This window comes from Stenotrophomonas sp. GD04054 (assembly GCF_029836955.1).
Lineage (GTDB): Bacteria > Pseudomonadota > Gammaproteobacteria > Xanthomonadales > Xanthomonadaceae > Stenotrophomonas > Stenotrophomonas maltophilia_A.
In genome coordinates, this window is record NZ_JAOECR010000049.1 from 13,778 (window position 1) to 36,494 (window position 22,717).

Here is a 22,717-nt window from a genome sequence, read left to right on the forward strand (position 1 = left end):
TTGGAGGACAATGCAGGCCTGATCAACCGCAGGAGCCACGCCCATGATGGAGCGTTACGACGTCGGACCGCGCATGTCCGAAATGACCGTATACAACAAGGTCGCCTATCTCTCCGGCCAGATTCCGGAAGACACCAGCCAGGACATCACCGGCCAGACCCGGCAGGTGCTGGCAGAAATCGACAAGCTGCTGGCGTTGGTCGCCAGTGACCGCCAGCACGTGCTGCGCGCCGAGGTGTTCCTGGCCGACATGGCCGACTTCGACGGCATGAACAAGGCGTGGGATGAGTGGGTGGTCGAGGGTGCGACCCCGGCGCGTGCCACGGTCGAGGCCAAGCTGGCCCACGCTGACTGGAAGGTCGAGATCGTAGTGACGGCGGCGGTACCGTAGCGGCAGGCAAGGTCAGGTCCCACCAGCGGAGGGTAGAGTCGACGGTTAGTCGACTATCGCGCGCAGCGCGGGGTTTTGCGCCGCCGGAACGAAGAGCAGTCGACCAACAGTCGACTCTACCCCGCCGCTCCACTGCCGGTTGGTCTGGTGGCTACGTTGGCACCAGCTCGATGCAGTCCACCGGGCACGGTGGAATGCACAGCTCGCAACCGGTGCACAGATCGGCAATGACCGTGTGCATGTACTTGGCGCCACCGACGATGGCATCCACCGGGCAGGCCTGGATGCACTTGGTGCAGCCGATGCAGTCGGCTTCCACGATCAATGCCACCTGCGGCGCCTTGTGCTCGCCGCGCGAACGATCAAACGGAATGGCGGGTACGTCCAGTACCTGCGCCAGTGCGCGCGCGCCAGCGTCGCCGCCCGGCGGGCAGCGGTCCACGCCTGCCTCGCCGCGCGCCATGGCCTGCGCGTACGGGCGGCAGCCGTCGTAGCCGCATTGCCCGCATTGGGTCTGCGGCAGCAGGCGGTCGAGGCGTTCGGTCAGGGGAGGAATCAGGCTCATGCGTGGCGAAGGCTGCGCGTTGGGGTTACTTCAAGGGTTTGCCACGGAACCAGCGCTCGTGGGCCAGCGCCAGCATCGGCTTGTCCTCGGAACTGTCACCGTAGGCATGGATGCGCACGTAGCGTGACAGATCGAACTGGCGGCGGATGTGCTCGACCTTGCGCGGGCCACAGTCGCCACCGGCATAGCGACCTGTGAGACGGCCGTCCTGGCTCTCCAGCCGGTTGCAGATCAACTGCAGGCCCAGCTGTTCGCACCACGGCCGCAGATACAGGTCCAGCGAGCCGGACACGATCACCACGGTGTGCTGCTGTTCCTTGTGCCAGCGGATCTGCTCCAGCATTTCCGGGCGCACCACGTCGGGCAGGAACTCACGCGAGAAGCCGGCGGCCAGCGTGGCGATGTCATCGCTGTGGCGGTCGCTGAAGGTCAAACGGGTGACGCGCGCGCGGATGCGCTCGGCCGAGATCAGTTTCAGCTTGTATGCGGCCAGCCACGGGCCGACCTTCCACCACGCCTGTGCCAGCTGTTCGGCCGTGGCCACGCGGCGCAGGAAACGGCCATAGGTATCGCAGGTGGTCACGGTGTGGTCGAAGTCGAACAGCGCCAGTTCCATTCCGTTGCCTCCCATCGCGTTGCCCCGAGGCCGATGCTGCCGGCGGGCGTGGCCGCAACCACGCCCGCTGCGGGCATCAGCGGACCGGCATGCCCGGCTGCGCGCCGCTGTCGGCGTCCAGCAGCGCCAGCGCGCCGCCGTCGAAACCGGCCGACAGGATCATGCCTTCGCTCAGGCCGAAGCGCATCTTGCGCGGGGCCAGGTTGGCGATGAACACCACACTGCGGCCGACCAGCTTCTCCGGCTCGCCGTAGCTGGCGCGGATGCCGGAGAAGATCTGGCGCTTGCCCAGCTCGCCGGCGTCCAGTTCGAAGCGCAGCAGCTTGTCAGAACCATCCACGAACTCGCAGACCAGCACCTTGCCGATGCGCAGGTCGAGCTTGGCGAAATCGTCGATGCCGATGTAGGCCGGAGCATCGGCACCCTTGGCTTCGTCCTTGGCCGGTGCCGGTGCGGCCGGCTTGGCGGCGTCGGTCTTGGCGGCGGGGGCGGCAGCGGCGGCCGGCTGCAGGGTGTCCTTGGAGGCGTCGATCATGGCGTCAATCTTCTTCGGGTCGATACGGGTGAACAGCGGGGTGTAATCGGTGATGCGATGGCTCAGCAGCGGCTGCGCCAGTTCGGTCCAGTCGTTCACCGGTGCGGCCAGGAAGGCTTCGGCCTGTGCGGCGGTGGCCGGCAGCACCGGCTTCAGTGCGGTGACCAGCACGCGGAAAAGGTTCAGGCCCTGGCTGCACACCGCCTGCAGCTGCGCGTCGGCGCCTTCCTGCTTGGCGATCACCCACGGCTTGACGTCGTCGATGTAGCGGTTGGCTTCATCGGCCAGGGTCATGGTCAGGCGGATCGCCGCGGCCGGATCGTTGCGCTCGTAGGCTTCACGGATCGGCGCCAGGCCGTCGACGAAGCGCTGGTACTGCGCCGCATCGGGCAGCTGTGCGGCCAGCTGGCCGTCGAAACGCTTGCTGATGAAGCCGGCGCAGCGGCTGGCCAGGTTGACGAACTTGCCGACCAGGTCGGCGTTGACGCGGGCGATGAAGTCACCCAGGTTCAGGTCGAGATCGTCGACGCCACCGCCGGACTTGGCGGCGTAGTAGTAGCGCAGCGCTTCCGGCTCCAGGCCGGCGTCGAGGAAGGTACGCGCCATCACGAAGGTGCCGCGCGATTTGCTCATCTTGGCGCCGTCTACGGTCAGGTAGCCGTTGACGTGCAGGCGGGTTGGCGCGCGGTGGCCGGTGCCATGCAGCACCGCCGGCCAGAACAGGCCGTGGAAGTTGACGATGTCCTTGCCGATGAAGTGGTGCAGCTCGGTGGCGGTGCCGGCGCGCAGATGCGCTTCGAAGTCTTCGCCGAGCTTGCCGCACAGGGTCTGGAAGCTGGACAGGTAGCCGATCGGCGCATCCAGCCAGACGTAGAAGTACTTGCCCGGCTGGCCCGGAATCTGGAAACCGAAGTACGGTGCGTCGCGCGAGATGTCCCACGCGCGCAGGCCACCTTCGGCATTGAGCCACTCACCCAGCTTGGCCTTCACGCCCGGCAGGGCGACATCGCCGGCCAGCCATTCGCGCAGGAATGCATCGAAGTGGCCCACCTCGAAGAAGAAGTGCTCCGAATCGCGCATTTCCGGCGTGGCACCGGAGATGACCGAACGCGGCTCCTTCAGGTCGGTCGGCGCATAGGTGGCGCCGCAGACTTCGCAGTTGTCGCCGTACTGGTCGGGGCTGCCGCAGTTCGGGCAGATGCCCTTGACGTAGCGGTCGGGCAGGAACATGCCCTTGGCCGGGTCGTAGAACTGCGCCACCGAGCGGCGGCTGATGTGGCCGGCCGCTTCCAGCTTCAGGTAGAACTGCTCGGTCAGCGCCTTGTTGGCCGCCGAATTGGTCGAGTCGTAGTGATCGAAGGCCACGCCGAAGGCGGCGAAGTCACGTTCGTGACTGGCCTGGATGTTGGCGATGAAGGTTTCCGGGGTGACCCCGGCCTTTTCCGCGGCCAGCATGATCGGCGTGCCGTGGGTGTCGTCGGCGCAGACGAACCAGGCCTTGCCGCCACTCATTCGCCGCGCACGCACCCAGATGTCGGCCTGGATGTAGCCGACCAGGTGGCCCAGATGCAGCGGGCCGTTGGCGTAGGGCAGGGCGGTGGTGACGAGCGCGGTACGGGTCATGGTCGCGGGGTGAAGCTGAGGGGAACCGCAGAGTATCGCATGCCCGCAACGACGTGACCCGGCCGAAGCCGGGTCACGGGGATGAAGCGGGGCCTGGGGGCTTATTCGCGCTGCCAGGTCTGCGCGCGGCAGATGAAGGCAATGCAGCCGGACACGTCCAGCTTGGTGCCGCCGGGCTGCAGTTCCATCTTCGACTTGTAGGTCTTGCCGTTGGCCGGGTCGAGGATGGTGCCGCCGGACCACTTGTTGGCGCCGTCGGCCTTCAGGTTCCAGAGAATGGTCATGCCCTTCACCGGCTTGTTCTTGTTGGCGCCTTCACAGCCGTCGCAGACCGGGTTCGGGCCCTTGTCCGAGTGCAGGATGTCGACCACCTTGCCGGTCAGCGTGCCGTTGGCGGCCTGGCTGATCTCGACGATCGACTTCACCTTGCCGGTTTTGTCGTCGATGGTCTTCCAGCGGCCGGCGGCGCCGTCGGCGGCCTGTGCCGACAGGGCGGCCAGGCACAGCGGCAGTGCCAGCAGCAGGGTCTTGAAGGTGTTGCGCATGGTCCCCTCCCAGGGTTCATTCCGGCACGCTGCCGGCATGGGTCGACTGTATACCCATTCGGCGGGGTATGGGGAAGGGGGGCTTTGCAGGGCTGCGCCCCGCCTCTGACAGATTTCTGCGGCTGTTGGTAGGTGTCGACCTTGGTCGACACGGTAGATCCACGCCATGCGTGGATGAATCTCGATTGAAGAACGCTCAACCGACTTCGTACAGCTCCAGCGGCAGGTCGTCGGGGTCGGCGAAGAAGGTGAAGCGGCGGCCGGTGTATTCGTCCACGCGGATCGGTTCGCACACCACGCCATGCGCAGCCAGACGCTGGATGAAGGGTTCCAGCCGGGCGACGCGGAACGCGAGGTGGCGCAGGCCCTGGGCTTCCGGGCGGCTGGGACGGGGCGGCGGCGAGGGGAAGGAGAACAGTTCCAGCTGGCCGCCGTCGGGCAGGGCCAGGTCCAGCTTCCAGGAATCGCGCGCGCTGCGGTGGTTCTCAGCCAGCACGCGCAGGCCGAGGATGCGCACGTAGAAGTCCTTCGAGCGTGCGTAGTCGCTGCAGATCAGTGCGGCGTGGTGGATGCCCAGCAGGGCTTCGGCATCGCGGGTCATTGCAGGGTGTCCAGCCAGCGCTGGGCGATCTTCAGCGCCAGCGGATAGGGTTCGGGGTCGTTGCGGTTGGTCAGCACGATCACGGTCAGGTGCTTCTCCGGGTGGCGCACGATCACGTTGCGGAAGCCGATGCTCTCGCCGCTGTGCCATTGCACCGGGCCATTCAGGCGCCAGCCGAAGCCGTAGTGCGGCACGTCCGGTTCGGGTGTTGCGGTGGCCGGGCTGAACATCGCGCGGCGCGAGGCTTTCGACAGCAGGCGGTCGTCATACAGCGCCGCATCCCAGCGGGCCAGGTCGTCCAGCGAGGAATAGATGCCGCCATCGCCGAGCACGGCGCTGGTGGTGCTCTGGTCGGTACGTTGCCAGCGACCGTCGATCCAGCTGTAGCCATAGGCACGTGCTGGCACCGTATCGACACCGTCCTGGTGGGCCACGGTGTGGGCCATGCCCAGCGGGCGGAAGATGCGCTGCTGCAGAAAGCTCGCGAAATCCTGGCCGGAGGCGCGGCCGACGATCATTGCCAGCAGTGCATAGCCGCTGTTGCTGTAGCGATACTGCGTGCCGGGTGCGAAATTCAGGCGGTCCTCGTGCGACAGCAGGGTCAGCACGTCGGCGTCATGCACCTGCCGAGGGTCAGCCGGGTCCATCAGGTCTTCGTAGTCGAGCAGGCCACCGGTGTGCGAGAGCAGCTGGCGGATCGTGATGGCCGCTGCAGCCGGCGGCAACTCGGGCAGCCACTGCCGGGCCGGCTGGTCGAGCCCAAGCAGGCCATCCTCCACCAGCAGCAGTACCGCCGCAGCGGTGAACTGCTTGCTGACCGAGGCCAGCCGGAAGTTGCTGGCTGCGGTGATCGTGGTGCCGTCCTCCAGCACCGCCAGGCCGTAGCCGCGGCGGAACACCGGTTGCCCGTCATGCAGCACCAGCACAGCGGCGCCGGGCACCTGGCCGTCGTAGGCCTGCATCAGGCCGTCGATGCCCGCATCCGGTGGGGTCAGCACCGGTGCGGCGGAGGTGGCCAGCGGCAGCAGGCCCAGCACGGCGGCGAACAGGACGACGGCAGGGCGCATGGCGGCTCCGGAGGGGTCAGGGTGAAGGCGCGGGTGTGGCGCTGGCCGGCTGCGCCATCCAGCGCTCCATCTTGCGGTCCAGCACGTCCAGCGGCATCGAGCCATCCTTCAGCAGTTCAGCGTGGAAGCGGCGCAGGTCGAAGGCGGCACCCTGGCGTGCCTTGGCCTTGTCGCGCAGGGCGACAATGGTGGTCAGGCCGGCCACGTTGGACAGCGCCTGCCCGGGCTGGGCCATGATCCGCTCGACTTCGGCGTTGGCGTCGTCACTGCTCATGTCCACGGTCTTCTGCAGGTAGGCCACGGCCTGCTGCTTGCTCCAGCCCTGGGCGTTCACGCCGGTGTCGGCCACCACGCGGGCAGCGCGCAGCAGGCGCGAATACAGGTAGCCGATGCGGTCGTAGGGATCGGTATAGATGCCCAGGTTCTCACCCAGTGTTTCGGCATACAGGCCCCAGCCTTCGACGAAGGCGAGATCGCCACCCAGGCGGCGGAATCGCGGCAGCTTGGCCAGCTCCTGCTGCAGGCCCAGTTGCACGTGGTGGCCGGGGATCGCTTCATGCAGGTACTGCACCGGCACGTTCCAGCGCTTGCGGCTGGCCAGGTCGCGGGTGTTCACGTACAGCACGCCCGGTTGCCCGGCCGCAGACGGCTGGTAGGCCGCTGCTGCGGCGGTCAGTGCACGCTCCGGTTCCACCGCGCGCACGTCCAGCGCGGACTTGGGCAGGGTATCGAGCACCTGCGGCAGGCGTGCGTTGACCTGCTGCTGCACCTGGCGATAGCGGTTGATCAACGCATTGGCGTCGCCGTACTGGAACTGGCGGTCGTTACGCATGCTGCGCAGCAGCTTGGCCGGCGTGCCGCGCAGCTTGGCGTCCTTCATCACCGTGGCGATCTGCGCCTGCAGTTCCTGCACGCGCTGTTCGCCCAGCGCGTGCAGCTGCGCGGCGGTCTGGTCGCTGGCCGTGGTCTGCACGATCAGGTTGGCGTACCAGGCCTGGCCATCGGGCAGTGAGCCCAGGCCGCTGCTGGTGCGCGAGGCGGGCAGGTATTCGGTGGCGATGAAACCGCGCAGGGCGCGATAGGCCGGCATGATGCGCAGTTCGATCATGCGCTTGTATTCGGCGCTGATGCGGGCCTTGTCCTCGGCCGCGATGGTGTTCGGCATGGTGCGGATCGGTGACCAGAAGATGCTCTCTTCGGCGGTCGGCTTGATCACTGCATCCAGCTGCGGCAGCACTTTTTCCATCAGGTCGCGTGGCTGCACCACGCCGGCCTTCATGCCCTGGCGCATGTTGTCGATGGCCTGGTCGAACAGCTCGGGAATGCCGAGCGAACGGCGCGACCAGGTGTCGTAGTCCTGCACTGTGTTGAACGGCTGCGCGCCGGCACCTGCACCGAGGATCGCCATGATGCTGCCGACGTTGTAGTACTGGCTGATCGGCATCATCCAGCTCGGGTAGCGCTCGGCGGCCAGCGAAGCGCGCGCGTCGCGCACGAAGATCTCGTAGCTGAGCAGGTCCTGGCCCTGCAGGCCGTCGCTGCCGAGTTTCTCGACCTTGCCCAGCCACTCGGTGGTGAAGTCGTGCGATTGCTGGCGCCATGCGGCGGACAGGATGTTGGGCAGCTGGTCGTTGTAGCGGGCCTCGCCCTGGAAGGTTGCCTGCAGCGGATTCAACCGCATCGAGGCATCCCAGTATTCGTCATACAGGCGCTCCAGCTGCACCTGCTTGGGTACGGCGCGGGCCGGTGCGACCGGACGCGGCGTGGCGCGGCGCGCCGAACTGCCACGGGCCGGCGCGGTAGCGCGGGCAGGCCGGGCCTTGGGCTTGGCGGCCTGGCGGGTCTGCGCGGCGGCAGGGCGGCTGGCCTTCTTTTTCGCTGCTTCGGCCGACGGCACGGCGCTGAACAGGAACAACGCGGCGATGGCGGCGGCCAGGGCGCGGGTGGGATGCGGCATCAGGAGCTTCCGTGGAACACAGACCGTGGAGCTTGCACGATCCGGCCGCGTACGGCCAGCGTGAAGGCGCAGTCAGCTTTTTGCTGCTGGGGCTTCAGTCAGCCGCAGCGGCGGCGCGCAATGATGCGGCTCGCTCGGCACCCAGATAGCGGGTGATGGCACGCCGCATCAGGTACAGCAACGGAATCAGGGCGATCGCAAAGCCCATCTTGTAGATGTAGTTGACGCTGCTGACGGCCAGAAACAGCGAGGTCGGCCAGTGCTGCGGTCCGAGCACGAAGGCGATCCAGATCACCACGAAGCTGTCCACCACCTGCGAGATCGCGGTGGACCCGGTCGCACGCAGCCACACGTGGCGCTCGCCGGTGGCCTGGCGGATGCGATGGAACACCGCCACGTCGATCAGCTGGCCGAGCAGGAAGGCCACCAGCGAACCGGCGATGGTCCACATGCCCTGGCCGAACACCGCTGCGAATGCCGCCTGGTAGTCCGGCACGCCGTGGCCATCCATCGACGTGACCCACCAACTGGCCGGCGCCAGCGAAATGGCCGCGAAGGCGAACAGGAAGCCGTAGCCGATCAGCACCACCGCCAGCCACGAGATGAAGCGCACGCCGCGCTTGCCGAAGAACTCGTTGATGGTGTCGGTCATGATGAACACCACCGGCCACAACAGGGTGCCGGCGGTGAAGCTGAGCGAGCCGGTCTGGCCGAACAGGTTCCAGTTCAGCGGAGCGATGCCCAGGGTGTCTTCCAGCGCGAAGATCTTCACTCCGATCAGCTCGGCCAGCACCGCATTGCCGCAGAAGAACGCGGCCAGCACGATGAACAGCAGGACCGCGCGGTCCTGCAGCGGGCGCTCGATCGGCGCCGGGGTCATTCGGTGCGTTCGCCGGTGCGTTCGCCGGCACGGGTGAACGGCACGCTGGACGGCGCCACGGCACCGCCGGAAATGATGAAGCTCATGGCCTGGTCGACGGTCCAGTCGGTCGGCGTCAGCAGTTCCACCGGCACGATTTCCAGGTAGCCCGAGGTCGGGTTCGGCGTGGTTGGCACATACACCGCGGCCAGCTCACGGTCGGTGCCGTGTTCCTTGATCACGCGGGTGACCAGGCCGACCGATTTCATGTCGCGGTGCGGGAAGTCGATCAGCACCACGCGCTGGGTGCTGCCCGGCTCGGTCTGCAGCATGTCCAGCAGCTTCTTGGCGCTGTCGTAGATGATGCTGGCCAGCGGAATGCGCTTGATGACCGCGCCCACCCAGCGCAGCAGGCGCTGGCCGAGCACGCGGCGGCTGGCCACGCCCACCGCCAGGATCACCAGCAGGGTGGCCAGCAGGGCGATGGTGTCCTGGATCCATTCGGCGCGGACCCAACCGAGGTAGTGCGGGAAGCTTGTCGCGATCTGCTCGGACAGCGGTACCACCAAGGGGCTGGAAATGCCCGACAGCAGCACGAACACGAACTTGACCACGACCCAGGTCAGCCAGATCGGCAGCAGGGTGAGCAGGCCGGTCAGGAACAGGCGCTGCAGGGAGGGGCGGGGGACCAGGGCGGGGGCTTCTAGCGACATGCGCGCATTGTAGCGGCCACTGCCTGTCGATTACGCTGGGGAATCGACTGCGGCGACGGCACATGGAAGGGAAGCTGTGTTGAAGATTCTGCGCGGACTGGGCTGGACCCTGGCAGGCCTGCTGGTGCTGGCCATCGTGGTGTGGTGCGCCTCGCGCATGTGGCCGGTGCCCGAATCGCGGCTGCAGGCGCAGCAGCGACTGGAAGCACGCCTGCCGGCGACTGGCCACAACGGCTATGCCCTGTTGTGGACGCTGCCGTTCGACGATCTGGATGCCCGCCAGCGCGAGCAGGCGTTGGCCGAGGACGTGCGCCGTTGGGAGGCCGACCTGCGGGGCAGCAGCGGCGGCCAGACACACCTGGTGGCCAACCATGCCGAGCTGCGCTCGCGGCCCGGTGCCAGTTGCGGGCCGGCCGCCAGCGGCTGCCTCGCCCAGGTCCGCGCGGACCCGCAACGCTTCGTGGAGGCCCATGCTGGGCACCAGCAGTTGCATGCGCGGCTGGATCAGCTGGCCGAAGCGGACTACTTCATGTCGCCGTTCCCGCCGAAGGGCGAGGGCGTTCTGGTTCCGTTGCCGACCTATGGCGTGGTGATGGACGCCACCAGTGCACGCGCGCTGGCGTACGTGCAGGGCGATATCGACGGTGCCCTGCGAGGTGCCTGCCGTGGCTTGCAACTGGGCCGGCGGCTGTTGCCCGGCAGCAGCTATCTGGTCGAGAGCATCATCGGTGCCAGCCTGGTGCAGGCCAATGCCCAGCTGCTGGCCGACATGCTGGTCGAACTGCCGGTCGACCACCCCTTGCCGGCGGAGTGCGAACAGGCCATGCAGCCGCTGCGGGCCGAGGAACAGAGCCTGTGCCGTGCCATGCAGGGTGAGTACGCGATGAGCCGGGCGGCGATCGAGACATCGGCGCGGGAGTTCGGCGGCGTGCTGGTGCTGGATCGCAGCAGCACCCTGGCCCGCGCGGCCGGCAATCTTGGCTGGGCCTGTGGCGCGGCAGCCACATCGGCGCTGGAAGCGGATCGCCCGTTGCCAGTGCCGGCGCCACCGCAGCATGACTTCGGCTGTCTGTCGAACGTCATGGGCTGCGTGCTGACCAATATCGCCGCGCCGATCTATCCTGCCTATTCGTCACGGCCACAGGATGCCGCGGCGATGGTGCGGCTGCTGGGGGCGCAGCGTTGGCTGCGGCAGCAGACGGATGATCCGGTGGACGCACTGCAGCGGCTGCCGGTGCAGTTCCGCTCGCCGGTGCGGGCGCCGCAGCTGTCGGCCGACGGCCGCCACCTGCAGGTGCCGCGTCGCTCTCCAGCGCGCAGCGCTGAAGAGAACCCGTGGCTGTCGGTGCCGTTGCAGAAGGAATCGGCTTCGACTGCGGCGGGACGCGACTGAAGCGCGCTCAGCGTGCGTGCGGCTTCAACCGCAGGTAGACCTGCTTGCGCACCTGGGCGACCACCTCGCCGCTTTCATCGACGACATCATTGCTGAACCACCTCAGCACTTTGTCACCAGTGGCGGCTTCGGCGCGCAGTTCGTCCAGCAGTGCGTCGTCGATGCGGAACGAGGTACGCACGGTACCGCGGCCGGGCTTGAGGAAATCGATGGCGCCGGCACGGTCCCACACGTAGTAGTCGCGGCCGAGGATGTGCAGCAGGCCAAGCATCCAGAACGGATCGGTCATCGCAAACAGGCTGCCGCCGAAATGCGTGCCGACGTAGTTGCGGTTCCAGGGCCGCATGCGCAGTTCGACGTCGATCTGCCGGTAGTCCGGCGAGACCCGGGTGACGTGGATGCCGGTGAACAGGAACGGCGGCCAGAGATTGATACCGAAGCGGAACAGGCGGGCGTTCATGCGGGTCCGGGGGCGCAGGGCGAGGCGCCCAGTCTAACCATTCGCATGCGTATGTTGCACCCCGGGCGAGCGTCCGCACAATTCGGGCGTGGTCCGGCGAATTGTAGAGTCGAGCTTGCTCGACTGCTTTCAAGGGCAGCAGCGAATACGCTCGACGCCATCCGATAGCTATTTCAGGGTTTTCCCGATGGGTACGGCTCGGTCCCCGGTCCATGCTGTTTACATGCCCAGCCCTGCCTTGTTGCGCGGTCGATTTTCCGCAATCGGATGCTTCTACGTAGTCACCACTGTCACTGCGGGTCGTCGACGCATCTTTGCAGATACGCGACACGCGGCGACCCTGATGGACGGCCTTCGTGACAGTCACCGCCGTGGACTCACGCGATCATTTGCCTGGGTGGCAATGCCCGATCATCTGCACTGGGTCATGCAGCTGCGTCAAGGAACCCTGGGACGATGCATGCAGTCACTGAAGTCCAGAGTGGCCATTGCAGTCAATGCGCACTCCGATGAAGAACTGCCGGTGTGGCAGCGGGGCTACTACGATCATCTGATCCGGAATGAGGAGGATGTTCGGCAACAGTCACTGTATGTACTGGCCAACCCCGTGCGCGCGGGCCTGACATCGCGGCTGGGAGACTATCCGCTTGCGTGGTGTCGCTGGCCGCTGGAATGAGGCGGAGGCAGTCGAGCAAGCTCGACTCTACAGGTGGGGTGCATGTCCTGCTTCATGCGCCGTCGATGACATACCCGTCGCGGCCGTTGGCCTTGGCCTGGTACAACGCGGTGTCGGCGCCTTCGACGAAATGGTGTGGTTGCAGCGTGCCGTCGGGTACGCGGGTGAACACGCCGATGGTGAGGGTGACGCCTGCTTCGCTGCCGTCACCGGGCGCCGGCAGTGCACGCACGCAGGCGATCAGGTCCTCGATGACCTGGCGCGCGCCCTCGGCCGGGGTATCGGGCAGCACCAGTGCGAACTCGTCGCCACCGTAGCGCGCGGCCATGTCGCGTGGGCGTCGCGCATGCGCACCGATCAGGCGTGCAACATCGCGCAGCACGCGGTCGCCGACCTGATGGCCGTGGCGGTCGTTGTGGCGCTTGAAATGGTCAACGTCGATCAGTGCGAGGCTCAAGGACTTGCCACTGCGTCGCGCGGCATCGCATTCCTGTTGCAGCGACTGTTCGAAACGCAGGCGATTGCCGAGACCGGTCAGCGCATCGCGGTTGGCCAGGCGGTGCCAGGCCGAGACGCGCCAGGTCGCCCAGGCCAGCAGCACCAGCAGGATGCCCAGCATGGCGCTGGCCGGTGCCCACCACAGGTCACCGGCGCGCAACAGCAACCAGCTCAGCAGCGGTGGAAGCGGCAGCGAGCAAAGCGCCGCGAGCCATGGCAGGCGCAGGCCGAGCAGGATCACGCACAGTGCCACCAGGACGCCACTGATGGCGTGCTGCCAGAGGCGGGGCAGCAGGTCGATCTGCTTGTGCTGCAGCAGCATCGAAGCGATGTTGGCCTGGTACTCACTGCCGCTCATCCAGAACTCGCGGGTGGTCGGGGTCAGCAGCCGCGGTGCGATGCCGCTGGCGGTCATGCCCACCACGATGCGGCGGCCGTGCAGCATCGCCATGTCCACGTGACCATCCAGCACATCGGCATAGGACACCTGCGGCAGGCGTTCGGGCGGTCCGGCATAACGCACCCGCACGTAGTCGTTGCGCCGCCATTGATAGGGCGAACCGATCTCCGGGTCGGGGTCGGGCAGGCCGTGCACCGCGCCCGCCGGCAGGTCGGCCAGCGCCAGGCCCAGTGCTGGCCAGTGGGCCTGGCCGATGCCGGCACGCAGGTACACGCCGCGCGCGACACCATCGCCATCCACTTCCACATCGGTGTGGCCGATCGCTGCGGCACTGGCCGCGATCTGCGGAATCGGCAGCATTTCCTCGGCCATGCGGTCGCCGGCGGCCGGTGCCGCGAGTACCGGCAGCACCACCCGGCCGTTGCGGCGTATCGCGGCGGCCAGTTCATCGTCCTGGCGGTTGTCGCGACGATCAGGTTCGGACAGCATCAGGTCCAGTGCGACGCGCTCGGCACCGGCATCGGTCAGCCGGTCGAGCAGGCGGGCATGGATCGAGCGGGGCCAGGGCCATTGGCCGATGCGCTGCAGGCTGCCCTCGTCGATGGCCACGATCAGCACGCTGGGGTCGGGGCGGTAGTCCCAGTTGCCGACCATGGCGTCGTAGGCCGCTTCGTCCTGTCGCCACAGCCACTGGCCCTGGCTGGCGATCACCGTCAGCACCCCGGCCAGCAGTGCCAGCAGGATCCGCTTCGGCCACGGCAGCGGCGAGCGCCTCATAACAACAGCAACAGCAGCAGGGCGCCACCACCGGCGCCGTAGCACAGGCGGCAGGGCAGCTTGATCTGCTGGGCCGGTGAGTACTCACCCGCATGACCATCGTCGTCGATGTACTGCACACGCACATGCAGGGTGCCGCTCCACGGCCGCTTGAAGCTGACCTGCGGCTCGCTCACGGTCTGGTCGACCAGGGGCGCCCTGAAGTCGCCACGACGGTCCACCTGCACCCGGTACTGCTGGCCTTCGCTGCCGGCCTGCCAGCGCAGGGTCAGTTCGCCATGCGCGGCCTCAGGCGGCTGCAGGGCAGGGTCGACCGGTTCATTGCTCAGTTGCAGGGGCAGGGCCTGGCCGTAGCGGCCCTGGTGGCCGTTGCCGTCGCGCGACGCCACCCGCCAGAAGTACTCGCCGGGCGGCAGCGGCTGCGCCAGGCGCAGGTCGGTACCTGGGGTGCTCTGTTCCTGCAGTGGCTGCACGAAGCTCGGCTCGGCGGCGATCTGCAGCACGCTGCTGCGCGCGCCCGGCGCCTGGCTCCAACGGAAGCGCGGGCGGTCACTGTTGACGGTCTGCCCATGCAGGGGGGCCACGGTGAGCGGCGGCGGGGGCTGGTCGCTGAGTTCGAAATCGGCGCTGGCGTCGAGGCCTTCCACGCCCTGCGCATCCACCGCGCGCAACAGGATGCGCAGCTGGCCGGGGGGCAGGTCACCGATCGCCAGCCGGGTGTCGGCGGTGGTGGCGGCAAACAGCAGGATTTCCGGCGTCGCTGCCTGTACCACTTCCACGCGGTAGCGCGCGGCGCCGTCGACGGGGTCCCAGGCAAGCAGGGTCGGCAGGGGCGCCAGGCGCACCTCGTCGCTACGCAGCTGCGGCGCTGGAAGAAGGGCGAAGACAGCGTCCGGTGCGGCATCGGCGCTGCTGCTGCGGCTGGCCTGTCCAGGCTGGACCAGGCGCTTGCCGTGGGTGTTGCCGACCTGCACCTTGCCCTGTAGTACTTCGGTGGCAGCCACCTGGCCGGTGTCACCGGCGCTGACCCGGAAGACGGTGCCGCGCACGCTGCTGGTCGCCGTAGGTGCATCGATGATGTAGCGCGAGGCCGGGCCACGGGCAGGTGTCACCCGATTGCTGGCGCGGCCCTGCTGCAGGCGCAGGCGGGTATCGACCATGCCGGTGTGGCCGTAGCGGCTGAGCTGGTCCAGGCGCAGCCGGGAGTACTCGCGCAGTTGCAGGCGCGAGGCGTCAGCGAATTCAAGCGTGACGCTGGAGTCGCCTTCGGTCTGCACGGTGTCACCGATGCGAAGTTGTTCCCCGGCGAGTATCGCGCGCGAGGCGCTGCCATCGGCGCCTGACAGTTCGACCTTGCCGCGCACCGACAGCACGCGGGCAGGTGCCGGTTCGATGCGCAGCCAGCTGATCGGGAAGCGCAGCAGCTGCCCCGGTGGCAGCTGGTAGGGGTTGTCGATGCGGTTGTGCTGTTGCAGCTGCTGCCAGCGCACCGAGGGCTTGAGGTACAGGCCTCCCAGATCCCACAGGGTATCGCCGGGACGGACCCGGTAGTTCCAGTCCTGGGCGGCGGCCATGGCCGGCAGGAAGAGAAGAGCGCAGAGCAGCGCGCCCTGGAAGCGCATGGCGAACGACAGCGAGCGGACGAAGGTCACAGTTTGCAATCCCGGCAATGCGGGGGCGCAGCTGCAAGACCCCATGGCCCCGACCTCATCCCCCCGAACGGATCGTGGCGACCGTACGGCCGCCATCCCGCGCATTATTGCCCGCGTTCAGTGCAGGGATTCTGAACGAAGTGGGTTCCCGTTCAGAACAGCAGGGAGGCCATCCGGCGGCGGTACTGGCCGACCAGGTCCTCGTCGGAGATCACATTGAAGGCGTCGATCAGGGCCTTGCGCGGCAGTCCGTCCTCGAACGTGCGGTCGATCCGCAGCATTTCCAGGAACTGGCCCAGCGCGGCTTCGTCGTGGCCACTGAGCAGCAGCTGTACGCCACGCAGGTGGCGTGCGTTGAGGTCCTTGCCATCGGCGGCGATGCGCGCGTCCAGCGCTTCGGCGGCCGGGGCGTCCTTCAGGGCCGAGGCGAAGGCCAGCCGGGCGCGTGCACGCACGGCACGGTCGTCGGTGGCCAGATTGGCGGGCAGGCCATCGATCAGCAGACCGGCTTCATCCACGCCACCGATCTGCAGCAGGGCCAGCGCCAGGTCGAGCTTCAGCTCGTCCTTGTCCGGCTCGGCGGCGATCTGCGCGCGCAGCACGTCCACCTGCGCCTGCGGGTCCAGCGGCGCTTCGTCTTCGGCGACGGCGTCGCCGATGTCGGCCGGCACGATGCCGTGCTGGGCCAGGAATTCACGCAGCTGGCCTTCCGGGATGGCCCCCGGGAAGCCGTCCACCAGCTGGCCGCCCTTGACCAGGAACACGGTCGGCACCGAGCGGATCTGGAAGGCGGCGGCGATCTGCTGTTCCTTGTCGACGTCGACCTTGGCCAGTTCGAAGGCGCCGTTGTACTCGGCTGCCAGCTTTTCCAGCATCGGCCCGAGGGTCTTGCACGGCCCGCACCAGGTGGCCCAGAAGTCGACCAGCACCGGCGTCTGCAGCGACTTCTGCAGGACTTCGGCCTCGAAGGTCGCAGTGGTGGCGTCGAATACGTAGGTCGTCTCGGTCATGGGGGGAAGCATCGTTTGGCGTCTGGAGACTGATTCTATGGTGACGATCGATGCCGGTCTCAACCCGGGTTGTAGTAAATGCCTGACAATGCCGCCTTCCTGTCGCCGTCCTTTCCGGAGCCTGCATGTCGTCCCTGTCCCCGTTGCTGCGCCTGTCCGGTCTGGTCGCCGCACTGCTGTTCATGCTGGCGGTGCTCGGTTTCGGCGCCGGCCTGGAAGGCTACGCACAGGCTCGCCACCCGGTGGCGCTGCTGGGAGCACAGGGGGTGCCGCATGCGCTGGCCTTCAATCTGCTGGGCTTCGTGCTGCCGGGCCTGCTGGCGGTGGTTGTGGCCGAGTGCCTGCGCCGTGGGCTGCCGGCAACCGCCGGCTGGGCGCCCCGGGTGGGCAGCCAGATGCTGCTGCTGGCCGGGTTGGCGTTCGCCGCGATGGGGCTGCTGCCGCTGGATGTGGATGACCTGCACGGGCCGGCCAGCCAGCTGCATGCCAGCGCCTGGATGATCTGGGTGCTGGGTTTCGTTGCCGGGACCCTGTTGCTGGGCACGTCGCAGTTGCGCCAGGCGCATGGCCGCGCGCTGGGCGCAGTGGCGCTCGCCTGTGGCGTACTGGCCGCGCTGGCGGCGTTTGCCCTGCAGGGCGTGTTGGCGGCGCCGCTGGCACAACGGCTTGCGTTCGCCTGCTGGACGGCCTGGCTGGCCCTGGCCCTGCCGTTGTCGCGGCCGCGCTGAGACCGGCCTCGGGCGCTCGCGGAGCCGGCCTTCAGCGGGCGGGATTGGAGACGTTTGCCGCACTGCGGTACGCTGTACCGCTTTGCCGCCGCATCCGCGTGTTCCATGACCAGCGCTGAAACCAACGCCTACGACCCGCAGCAGGTTGAATCCGCCGCCCAGCAGTACTGGGACGCCACCCGTGCCTTCGAAGTCGACGAGACTTCGGACAAGCCGAAGTACTACTGCCTGTCGATGCTTCCGTACCCGTCCGGTGCGCTGCACATGGGCCACGTGCGCAATTACACGATCGGCGACGTGATCAGCCGCTACAAGCGCATGACCGGCCACAACGTGCTGCAGCCGATGGGCTGGGACGCGTTCGGCCTGCCGGCGGAAAACGCCGCGATCAAGAACAAGACCGCACCGGCGGCCTGGACCTACAAGAACATCGAGCACATGCGTGGCCAGTTCAAGGCCATGGGCTATGCCGTTGACTGGTCGCGCGAGTTCGCCACCTGCCGCCCGGACTACTACGTCCACGAGCAGCGCATGTTCACCCGCCTGATGCGCAAGGGCCTGGCCTACCGCCGCAATGCGGTGGTGAACTGGGACCCGGTCGACCAGACCGTGCTGGCCAACGAGCAGGTGATTGACGGCCGCGGCTGGCGCTCCGGCGCCCTGGTCGAGAAGCGCGAGATTCCGCAGTGGTTCCTGCGTATCACCGATTACGCCCAGGAACTGCTGGACGGCCTGGACGAGCTGGACGGCTGGCCGGATTCGGTCAAGACCATGCAGCGCAACTGGATCGGCCGCTCCGAGGGCCTGGAAATCCAGTTCGACGTACGTGACGTTGACGGCGGCGTGCTGGATCCGCTGCGCGTGTTCACCACCCGTCCGGATACCGTGATGGGCGTGACCTTCGTGTCGATCGCCGCCGAACATCCGCTGGCGCTGCATGCGGCGAAGAACAACCCGGAACTGGCCGCGATGCTGGCCGACCTGAAGCAGGGTGGCGTGTCCGAGGCGGAACTGGAAACCCAGGAAAAGCGCGGCATGGACACCGGCCTGCGTGCGCTGCATCCGGTCACCGGCGAGCCGGTGCCGGTGTGGGTCGCCAACTTCGTGCTGATGGGCTACGGCACCGGCGCGGTGATGGCCGTGCCGGGTCATGACCAGCGCGACAACGAAGTGGCCAACAAGTACGGCCTGCCGATCAAGCAGGTGATCGCGCTGAAGGATGCGCGTACCGAAGAAGAGCGCACCTGGGATGGCAGCCGCTGGCAGGACTGGTACAGCGACAAGAGCCGTGCCTTCGAGCTGGTCAACTCGGCCGAGTTCGATGGCCTGGATTTCCAGGGTGCCTTCGAAGCCCTGGCCGAACGATTCGAGCGCAAGGCGCAGGGCCAGCGCCGCGTCAACTACCGCCTGCGCGACTGGGGCGTGAGCCGCCAGCGCTACTGGGGCTGCCCGATTCCGGTGATCTACTGCGCCAAGTGCGGTGCGGTGCCGGTGCCGGAAGAACAGCTGCCGGTGGTGCTGCCGGAGGACGTGGCATTCTCGGGTACCGGTTCGCCGATCAAGACCGATCCGGAATGGCGCAAGACCACCTGCCCGGACTGCGGCGGCGCGGCCGAGCGCGAGACCGACACCTTCGACACCTTCATGGAGTCGAGCTGGTACTACGCCCGCTACACCTCGCCGGGTGCCCGTGATGCCGTCGACAAGCGCGGCAACTACTGGCTGCCGGTCGACCAGTACATCGGTGGCATCGAGCACGCGATCCTGCACCTGATGTACTTCCGCTTCTATCACAAGCTGCTGCGCGACGCGCGGATGGTGGACAGCAACGAACCGGCGCGCAATCTGCTGTGCCAGGGCATGGTGATTGCCGAGACCTACTACCGCCCGAACCCGGATGGCTCGAAGGACTGGATCAACCCGGCCGATGTGGAAGTGCAGCGCGACGAGCGCGGCCGCATCACCGGCGCGACCCTGATCGCCGACGGCCAGCCGGTGGTGGTCGGTGGCACCGAGAAGATGTCCAAGTCGAAGAACAACGGCGTGGACCCGCAGGCGATGGTCGACAAGTACGGCGCCGACACCGTGCGCCTGTTCTCGATGTTCGCCGCGCCGCCGGAACAGTCGCTGGAGTGGAACGAAGCCGGCGTGGATGGCATGGCCCGCTTCCTGCGCCGCCTGTGGGCCCAGGTGCAGAAGCATGCCGCCGATGGCGCCGCTCCGGCGCTGGATGTTGCAGCACTGGATGCCAACCAGAAGGCACTGCGCCGCAAGACCCACGAGACCATCGGCAAGGTCGGTGACGACTATGGCCGCCGCCACAGCTTCAACACCGCCATTGCCGCGGTGATGGAACTGATGAACGCGCTGGCCAAGTTCGAGGACGGCAGCGCGCAGGGGCGCGCGGTGCGCCAGGAAGCGCTGCAGGCCATCGTGCTGCTGCTCAACCCGATCACCCCTCACGCCAGCCATGCCTTGTGGCAGGTGTTGGGCCATGACGAGACCCTGCTGGAAGACCAGCCGTTCCCGCAGGCCGATGCCGGTGCGCTGGTGCGCGACGCACTGACCCTGGCCGTGCAGGTCAACGGCAAGCTGCGTGGCACCATCGACGTGGCAGCCGACGCCGCGCGCGAGCAGGTCGAGGCGCTGGCCCTGGCCGAGCCCAACGCGGCCAAGTTCATGGAAGGCCTGACGGTGCGCAAGATCATCATCGTGCCGGGCAAGATCGTGAACATCGTCGCCGCCTGATGTACCCCGTACCGGCCACCCGCGTGGTGGCCGGTACCATTCCGGTGCAGGGCCCGGCGTTTGATGGCCCTGCATTCACGCGGCTTCGGGCACGCTGTGTGTTGCCGTGATCGCCCGGCTCCGCCAGACTGTCTCCATGACCCGAATCCTGCTTGCCCTCGTTCTTGTCCTCGGCCTTGCCGGCTGCGGTTTCCATCTGCGCAACAAGCTGATGCTGCCGACCGACACGGCACCGGTGAAGGTGGTTTCCACTGCGCCGTACAGCGAACTGGTCAAGCTGCTCAACCGCAGCCTGCTGGCCTCCGGCGCCAGGCTGGCCGATGAGGACAGCAAGGAGCCCAGCGCCCAGCTGCAGGTACTGTCCGAGCGCTGGGGCGACCTGCCGATCGCCATCGACTCGCAGGGCCGTGCGCAGGAATACAGCCTGCGCTACGCGGTGATCTTCATCTTCCGTCGCGAAGACGGCAGCGAACTGGTGCCGCAGCAGGTGATCGAGCTGTCGCGCGACTACGTGTCGCCGCCGACCGACGCCACCGGTACCACCACCGAACGTGAAATCCTGGCCAATGAACTGCGCCGGGAAATGTCCGCCTCGATCATCCGCCGCATCGACAGCGTGGTGCGTGCCGAGATCGAGAAGGGCGGCAGCCTGTCGGCGCCGAAGGACAAGCCGATCGAAGGCGCGGTACCGGCCGAGCCGGTCCCCGCAGCCAAGCACTGAGCCGCGCGCATGGAACTGCGTCCGGAGCAGCTGGCCAGCCAGGGCGCTGATACCGCGCTGGCGCCGGTCTACCTGATTGCCGGCCCGGAAACCCTGCGCGTGCTGGAGGCGGCCGACGCCATCCGCGCGCGTGCGCGCGCCTCGGGCATTGGCGAACGTGAAGTGTTCGACGCCGATGGGCGTGATTTTGACTGGAACCAGCTCGACGCCAGTTTCAATGCCCCCAGCCTGTTCAGCGCCCGTCGCCTGGTCGAGGTGCGCCTGCCCAGCGGCAAGCCGGGCAAGGACGGTGCCGAGGTGATCAGCCAGTTCTGCGCCAATCCGGCGCCGGACGTGGTGTTGATGATCACCGCCAACGAATGGAGCAAGGCGCACCAGGGCAAGTGGGCCGAAGCGGTCAACCGCATCGGCGTGCTGTCGGTGGCGTGGGCGATCAAGCCGCACGAACTGCCGGACTGGATCGAGCGCCGCCTGCGTGGCAAGGGCCTGCGCGCGGACCCGGCCGCCGTGCAGCGCCTGGCCGAGCGGGTGGAAGGCAACCTGCTGGCTGCCGCCCAGGAAATCGACAAGCTGGCGCTGTTGGCCGATGGCCAGCCGCTGGATGTGGAGCGCATGGAGTCGCTGGTGGCCGATGCCGCCCGCTATGACGTGTTCCGGCTGGTGGAGGCGACATTCTCCGGGCAACCGTCAGCGGTGCTGCGCATGCTGGCCGGCCTGCGAGGCGAGGGTGAGGCGGTGGCCGCGTTGATGCCGATGGTGATCCGCGAGCTGCTGGCCGGTGCTGGCCTGGCCCGGGTGCAGGCCCGTGGTGGCAACCTGGCCGCCGAAATGAAATCGCGCGGCATCTGGGAATCGCGGCAGGCGCCGTACAAGCGCGCGCTGCAGCGGCATCCGGAAAGCAAGCGCTGGGAGCGCTTCGTGGCTGAAGCGGGACTGGTCGACCGTATCGCCAAGGGGCGCGCCGACGGCGACGCCTGGCTGGCGCTGGAGCGCCTGCTGGTGGCTGTGGCCGAACCGCGTGCCGTGCGCCTGCTGGCGCGGGCCTGAGCAATGAGCCTGCGGATCTACTACGGGGGCACCTTCGATCCGGTGCACCTCGGGCACCTGGCGATCGCGCGGGCTGCCCGTGATGAACTGCAGGTTGCCGTGCGCATGCTGCCGGCCGCAGATCCGCCGCACCGTGCCGTGCCCGGCGCCACGGCCGAGCAGCGCTGCACCATGCTGTCGCTGGCCATCGGCGACGAACCGGGCCTGCTGCTGGACCGGCGCGAGCTGGATCGCGCGGCGCGTTTCCCCGGTCGGCCGTCCTACACCGTGGACACCCTGCGCGAGCTGCGCGGCGAGCTGGGGCCGAGCCGGCCGCTGGCCTGGCTGGTCGGCGCCGACAGCCTGCTTGGCCTGTCCCGCTGGCACGAATGGGAGGCGTTGTTCGGGCTGGCTCATTTCGTGGTGGCGGAGCGCCCGGGTAGTCCGTTGCAGGCCGCGGTGGATGGCGAGCTGGGCCGGGCGCTGGAAGGGCGCTGGGCCGACACCGAGCAGGCCCTGTTCGCCAGCCCGGCCGGGCGCATCCTGCGCCTGCACCACCCGCTGCGCGAGGAATCGGCCAGCGCCGTGCGCTCGCAGATCGCCGCCGGCGGCCCCTGGCGCGCCCTGCTGCCACCCGGCGTGGCGGACTATGTGGCTGCACACGGGCTGTACCGCCCGGGCAGGCCGTGAATGGCGCAGCGGCGCCATCCCCGTATAATCGCCCCCACGTTTATCGAGTCGATCCACTTTGAGCAACCAGACCCAGCCCCAGACCATCAAGGTCGATCTGCCCAGCCCGCCGCCGTCCGTGCCGGAACTGCTGGCCAGCGTCCGCCAAGCCACCGAAGACCTGAAGGCCAAGGACCTGGTCGAGATCGACGTGCGCGGCCGGTCCAGCGTTGCCGACTACATGATCGTCGTTTCGGGCACCTCGACCCGCCACGTCAAGTCGATTGCCGACGAAGTCGTGCGCTTCGCCAAGAACATCGACGTGATGCCGCTGGGCGTGGAAGGCGAGCGCGAAGCCGAGTGGGTGCTGGTCGATCTGGGCGACGTGATCGTCCATGTGATGCTGCCGCGCGTGCGTGAGTTCTACGCCCTCGAGCGCCTGTGGACCGTCGGCGACCAGCCGCCGTCCAGCGACGACGAAGTGGCC

General features: G+C 67.8%; 22 protein-coding genes. 9 read left to right on the top strand and 13 right to left on the bottom strand.

Annotated elements, in window-relative coordinates:
- Positions 1-43 precede the first annotated feature (43 nt).
- A complete protein-coding gene (locus N7573_RS18160) occupies positions 44-391 on the top strand; it encodes a RidA family protein (RefSeq protein ID WP_005410556.1) in 348 nt (115 codons plus the stop codon).
- A 151-nt stretch (positions 392-542) separates the two neighbouring features.
- Here N7573_RS18160 and rnfB read toward each other — a convergent pair whose 3' ends face one another.
- The 9 genes from rnfB to N7573_RS18205 form a co-directional block, all read right to left on the bottom strand.
- Entirely contained in the window at positions 543-956 is a 414-nt protein-coding gene (gene rnfB, locus N7573_RS18165; RefSeq protein ID WP_080291848.1) for an Rnf electron transport complex subunit RnfB, read from the bottom strand.
- 25 nt (positions 957-981) lie between these two features.
- Complete coding sequence (locus tag N7573_RS18170; protein ID WP_049463206.1) at positions 982-1,572, bottom strand: HAD family hydrolase; 591 nt, start codon at positions 1,570-1,572, stop codon at positions 982-984.
- A 76-nt stretch (positions 1,573-1,648) separates the two neighbouring features.
- A complete protein-coding gene (gene metG, locus N7573_RS18175; protein WP_279913782.1) occupies positions 1,649-3,730 on the bottom strand; it encodes a methionine--tRNA ligase in 2,082 nt (693 codons plus the stop codon).
- Between the two features lie 101 nt (positions 3,731-3,831).
- The gene (locus N7573_RS18180; RefSeq protein WP_032130402.1) at positions 3,832-4,275 is read right to left on the bottom strand and encodes a DUF2147 domain-containing protein; all 444 of its coding nucleotides are present in this window, start codon (positions 4,273-4,275) and stop codon (positions 3,832-3,834) included.
- Between the two features lie 196 nt (positions 4,276-4,471).
- Positions 4,472-4,876 carry a VOC family protein gene (locus N7573_RS18185; protein ID WP_279913233.1) on the bottom strand — a complete coding sequence of 135 codons (405 nt, stop codon included), beginning with the start codon at positions 4,874-4,876 and terminating at the stop codon, positions 4,472-4,474.
- Positions 4,873-5,943, bottom strand: a complete 1,071-nt coding sequence (locus tag N7573_RS18190) for a serine hydrolase (RefSeq protein WP_279913232.1) — start codon at positions 5,941-5,943, stop codon at positions 4,873-4,875. Before N7573_RS18190 ends, N7573_RS18185 begins: the two co-directional genes overlap by 4 nt.
- A 16-nt stretch (positions 5,944-5,959) precedes the next feature.
- Complete coding sequence (locus tag N7573_RS18195; protein ID WP_277779250.1) at positions 5,960-7,900, bottom strand: DUF885 family protein; 1,941 nt, start codon at positions 7,898-7,900, stop codon at positions 5,960-5,962.
- Between the two features lie 94 nt (positions 7,901-7,994).
- Positions 7,995-8,780, bottom strand: coding sequence for a queuosine precursor transporter (locus tag N7573_RS18200; RefSeq protein WP_049437362.1), 786 nt, complete (start codon positions 8,778-8,780; stop codon positions 7,995-7,997).
- Positions 8,777-9,472 carry a DUF502 domain-containing protein gene (locus N7573_RS18205; RefSeq protein WP_005414135.1) on the bottom strand — a complete coding sequence of 232 codons (696 nt, stop codon included), beginning with the start codon at positions 9,470-9,472 and terminating at the stop codon, positions 8,777-8,779. Before N7573_RS18205 ends, N7573_RS18200 begins: the two co-directional genes overlap by 4 nt.
- Before the next feature lie 76 nt (positions 9,473-9,548).
- Between N7573_RS18205 and N7573_RS18210 the strand changes: the two genes are divergently transcribed.
- On the top strand, positions 9,549-10,865 hold the full coding sequence (locus N7573_RS18210) for a hypothetical protein (RefSeq protein ID WP_279913231.1): 1,317 nt from the start codon (positions 9,549-9,551) through the stop codon (positions 10,863-10,865).
- A gap of 7 nt (positions 10,866-10,872) precedes the next feature.
- On the opposite strand, the gene N7573_RS18215 is transcribed toward N7573_RS18210, so the two are convergent.
- Positions 10,873-11,325 (bottom strand): DUF4442 domain-containing protein, encoded by a 453-nt coding sequence (locus N7573_RS18215; RefSeq protein ID WP_088026717.1) that lies wholly within the window; start codon positions 11,323-11,325, stop codon positions 10,873-10,875.
- 223 nt (positions 11,326-11,548) lie between these two features.
- Here N7573_RS18215 and N7573_RS18220 point away from each other — a divergent pair, with 223 nt between their 5' ends.
- The gene (locus tag N7573_RS18220; protein WP_279913230.1) at positions 11,549-12,001 is read left to right on the top strand and encodes a transposase; all 453 of its coding nucleotides are present in this window, start codon (positions 11,549-11,551) and stop codon (positions 11,999-12,001) included.
- Between the two features lie 52 nt (positions 12,002-12,053).
- Here N7573_RS18220 and N7573_RS18225 read toward each other — a convergent pair whose 3' ends face one another.
- From N7573_RS18225 to trxA, 3 genes are all read right to left on the bottom strand, one after another.
- Positions 12,054-13,676 carry a CHASE2 domain-containing protein gene (locus tag N7573_RS18225; RefSeq protein ID WP_279913229.1) on the bottom strand — a complete coding sequence of 541 codons (1,623 nt, stop codon included), beginning with the start codon at positions 13,674-13,676 and terminating at the stop codon, positions 12,054-12,056.
- Complete coding sequence (locus tag N7573_RS18230; protein ID WP_125893970.1) at positions 13,673-15,373, bottom strand: FecR domain-containing protein; 1,701 nt, start codon at positions 15,371-15,373, stop codon at positions 13,673-13,675. Before N7573_RS18230 ends, N7573_RS18225 begins: the two co-directional genes overlap by 4 nt.
- 107 nt (positions 15,374-15,480) lie before the next feature.
- On the bottom strand, positions 15,481-16,338 hold the full coding sequence (gene trxA, locus N7573_RS18235; protein WP_279913228.1) for a thioredoxin: 858 nt from the start codon (positions 16,336-16,338) through the stop codon (positions 15,481-15,483).
- A 125-nt stretch (positions 16,339-16,463) separates the two neighbouring features.
- Here trxA and N7573_RS18240 point away from each other — a divergent pair, with 125 nt between their 5' ends.
- From N7573_RS18240 to rsfS, 6 genes are all read left to right on the top strand, one after another.
- Positions 16,464-17,066, top strand: a complete 603-nt coding sequence (locus N7573_RS18240) for a DUF998 domain-containing protein (RefSeq protein WP_071228709.1) — start codon at positions 16,464-16,466, stop codon at positions 17,064-17,066.
- Positions 17,067-17,171: 105 nt separating this feature from the next.
- Complete coding sequence (gene leuS, locus N7573_RS18245) at positions 17,172-19,814, top strand: leucine--tRNA ligase (RefSeq protein WP_279943239.1); 2,643 nt, start codon at positions 17,172-17,174, stop codon at positions 19,812-19,814.
- Positions 19,815-19,950: 136 nt separating this feature from the next.
- Positions 19,951-20,535 (top strand): LPS assembly lipoprotein LptE, encoded by a 585-nt coding sequence (lptE, locus tag N7573_RS18250; protein WP_032128984.1) that lies wholly within the window; start codon positions 19,951-19,953, stop codon positions 20,533-20,535.
- 9 nt (positions 20,536-20,544) lie between these two features.
- Positions 20,545-21,582, top strand: a complete 1,038-nt coding sequence (holA, locus tag N7573_RS18255; protein WP_279914006.1) for a DNA polymerase III subunit delta — start codon at positions 20,545-20,547, stop codon at positions 21,580-21,582.
- 3 nt (positions 21,583-21,585) lie between these two features.
- Complete coding sequence (gene nadD, locus N7573_RS18260) at positions 21,586-22,251, top strand: nicotinate-nucleotide adenylyltransferase (protein ID WP_121504587.1); 666 nt, start codon at positions 21,586-21,588, stop codon at positions 22,249-22,251.
- Positions 22,252-22,309: 58 nt separating this feature from the next.
- Positions 22,310-22,717: ribosome silencing factor (gene rsfS, locus N7573_RS18265; RefSeq protein WP_005418109.1), on the top strand; the 408-nt coding region annotated here is incomplete at its 3' end.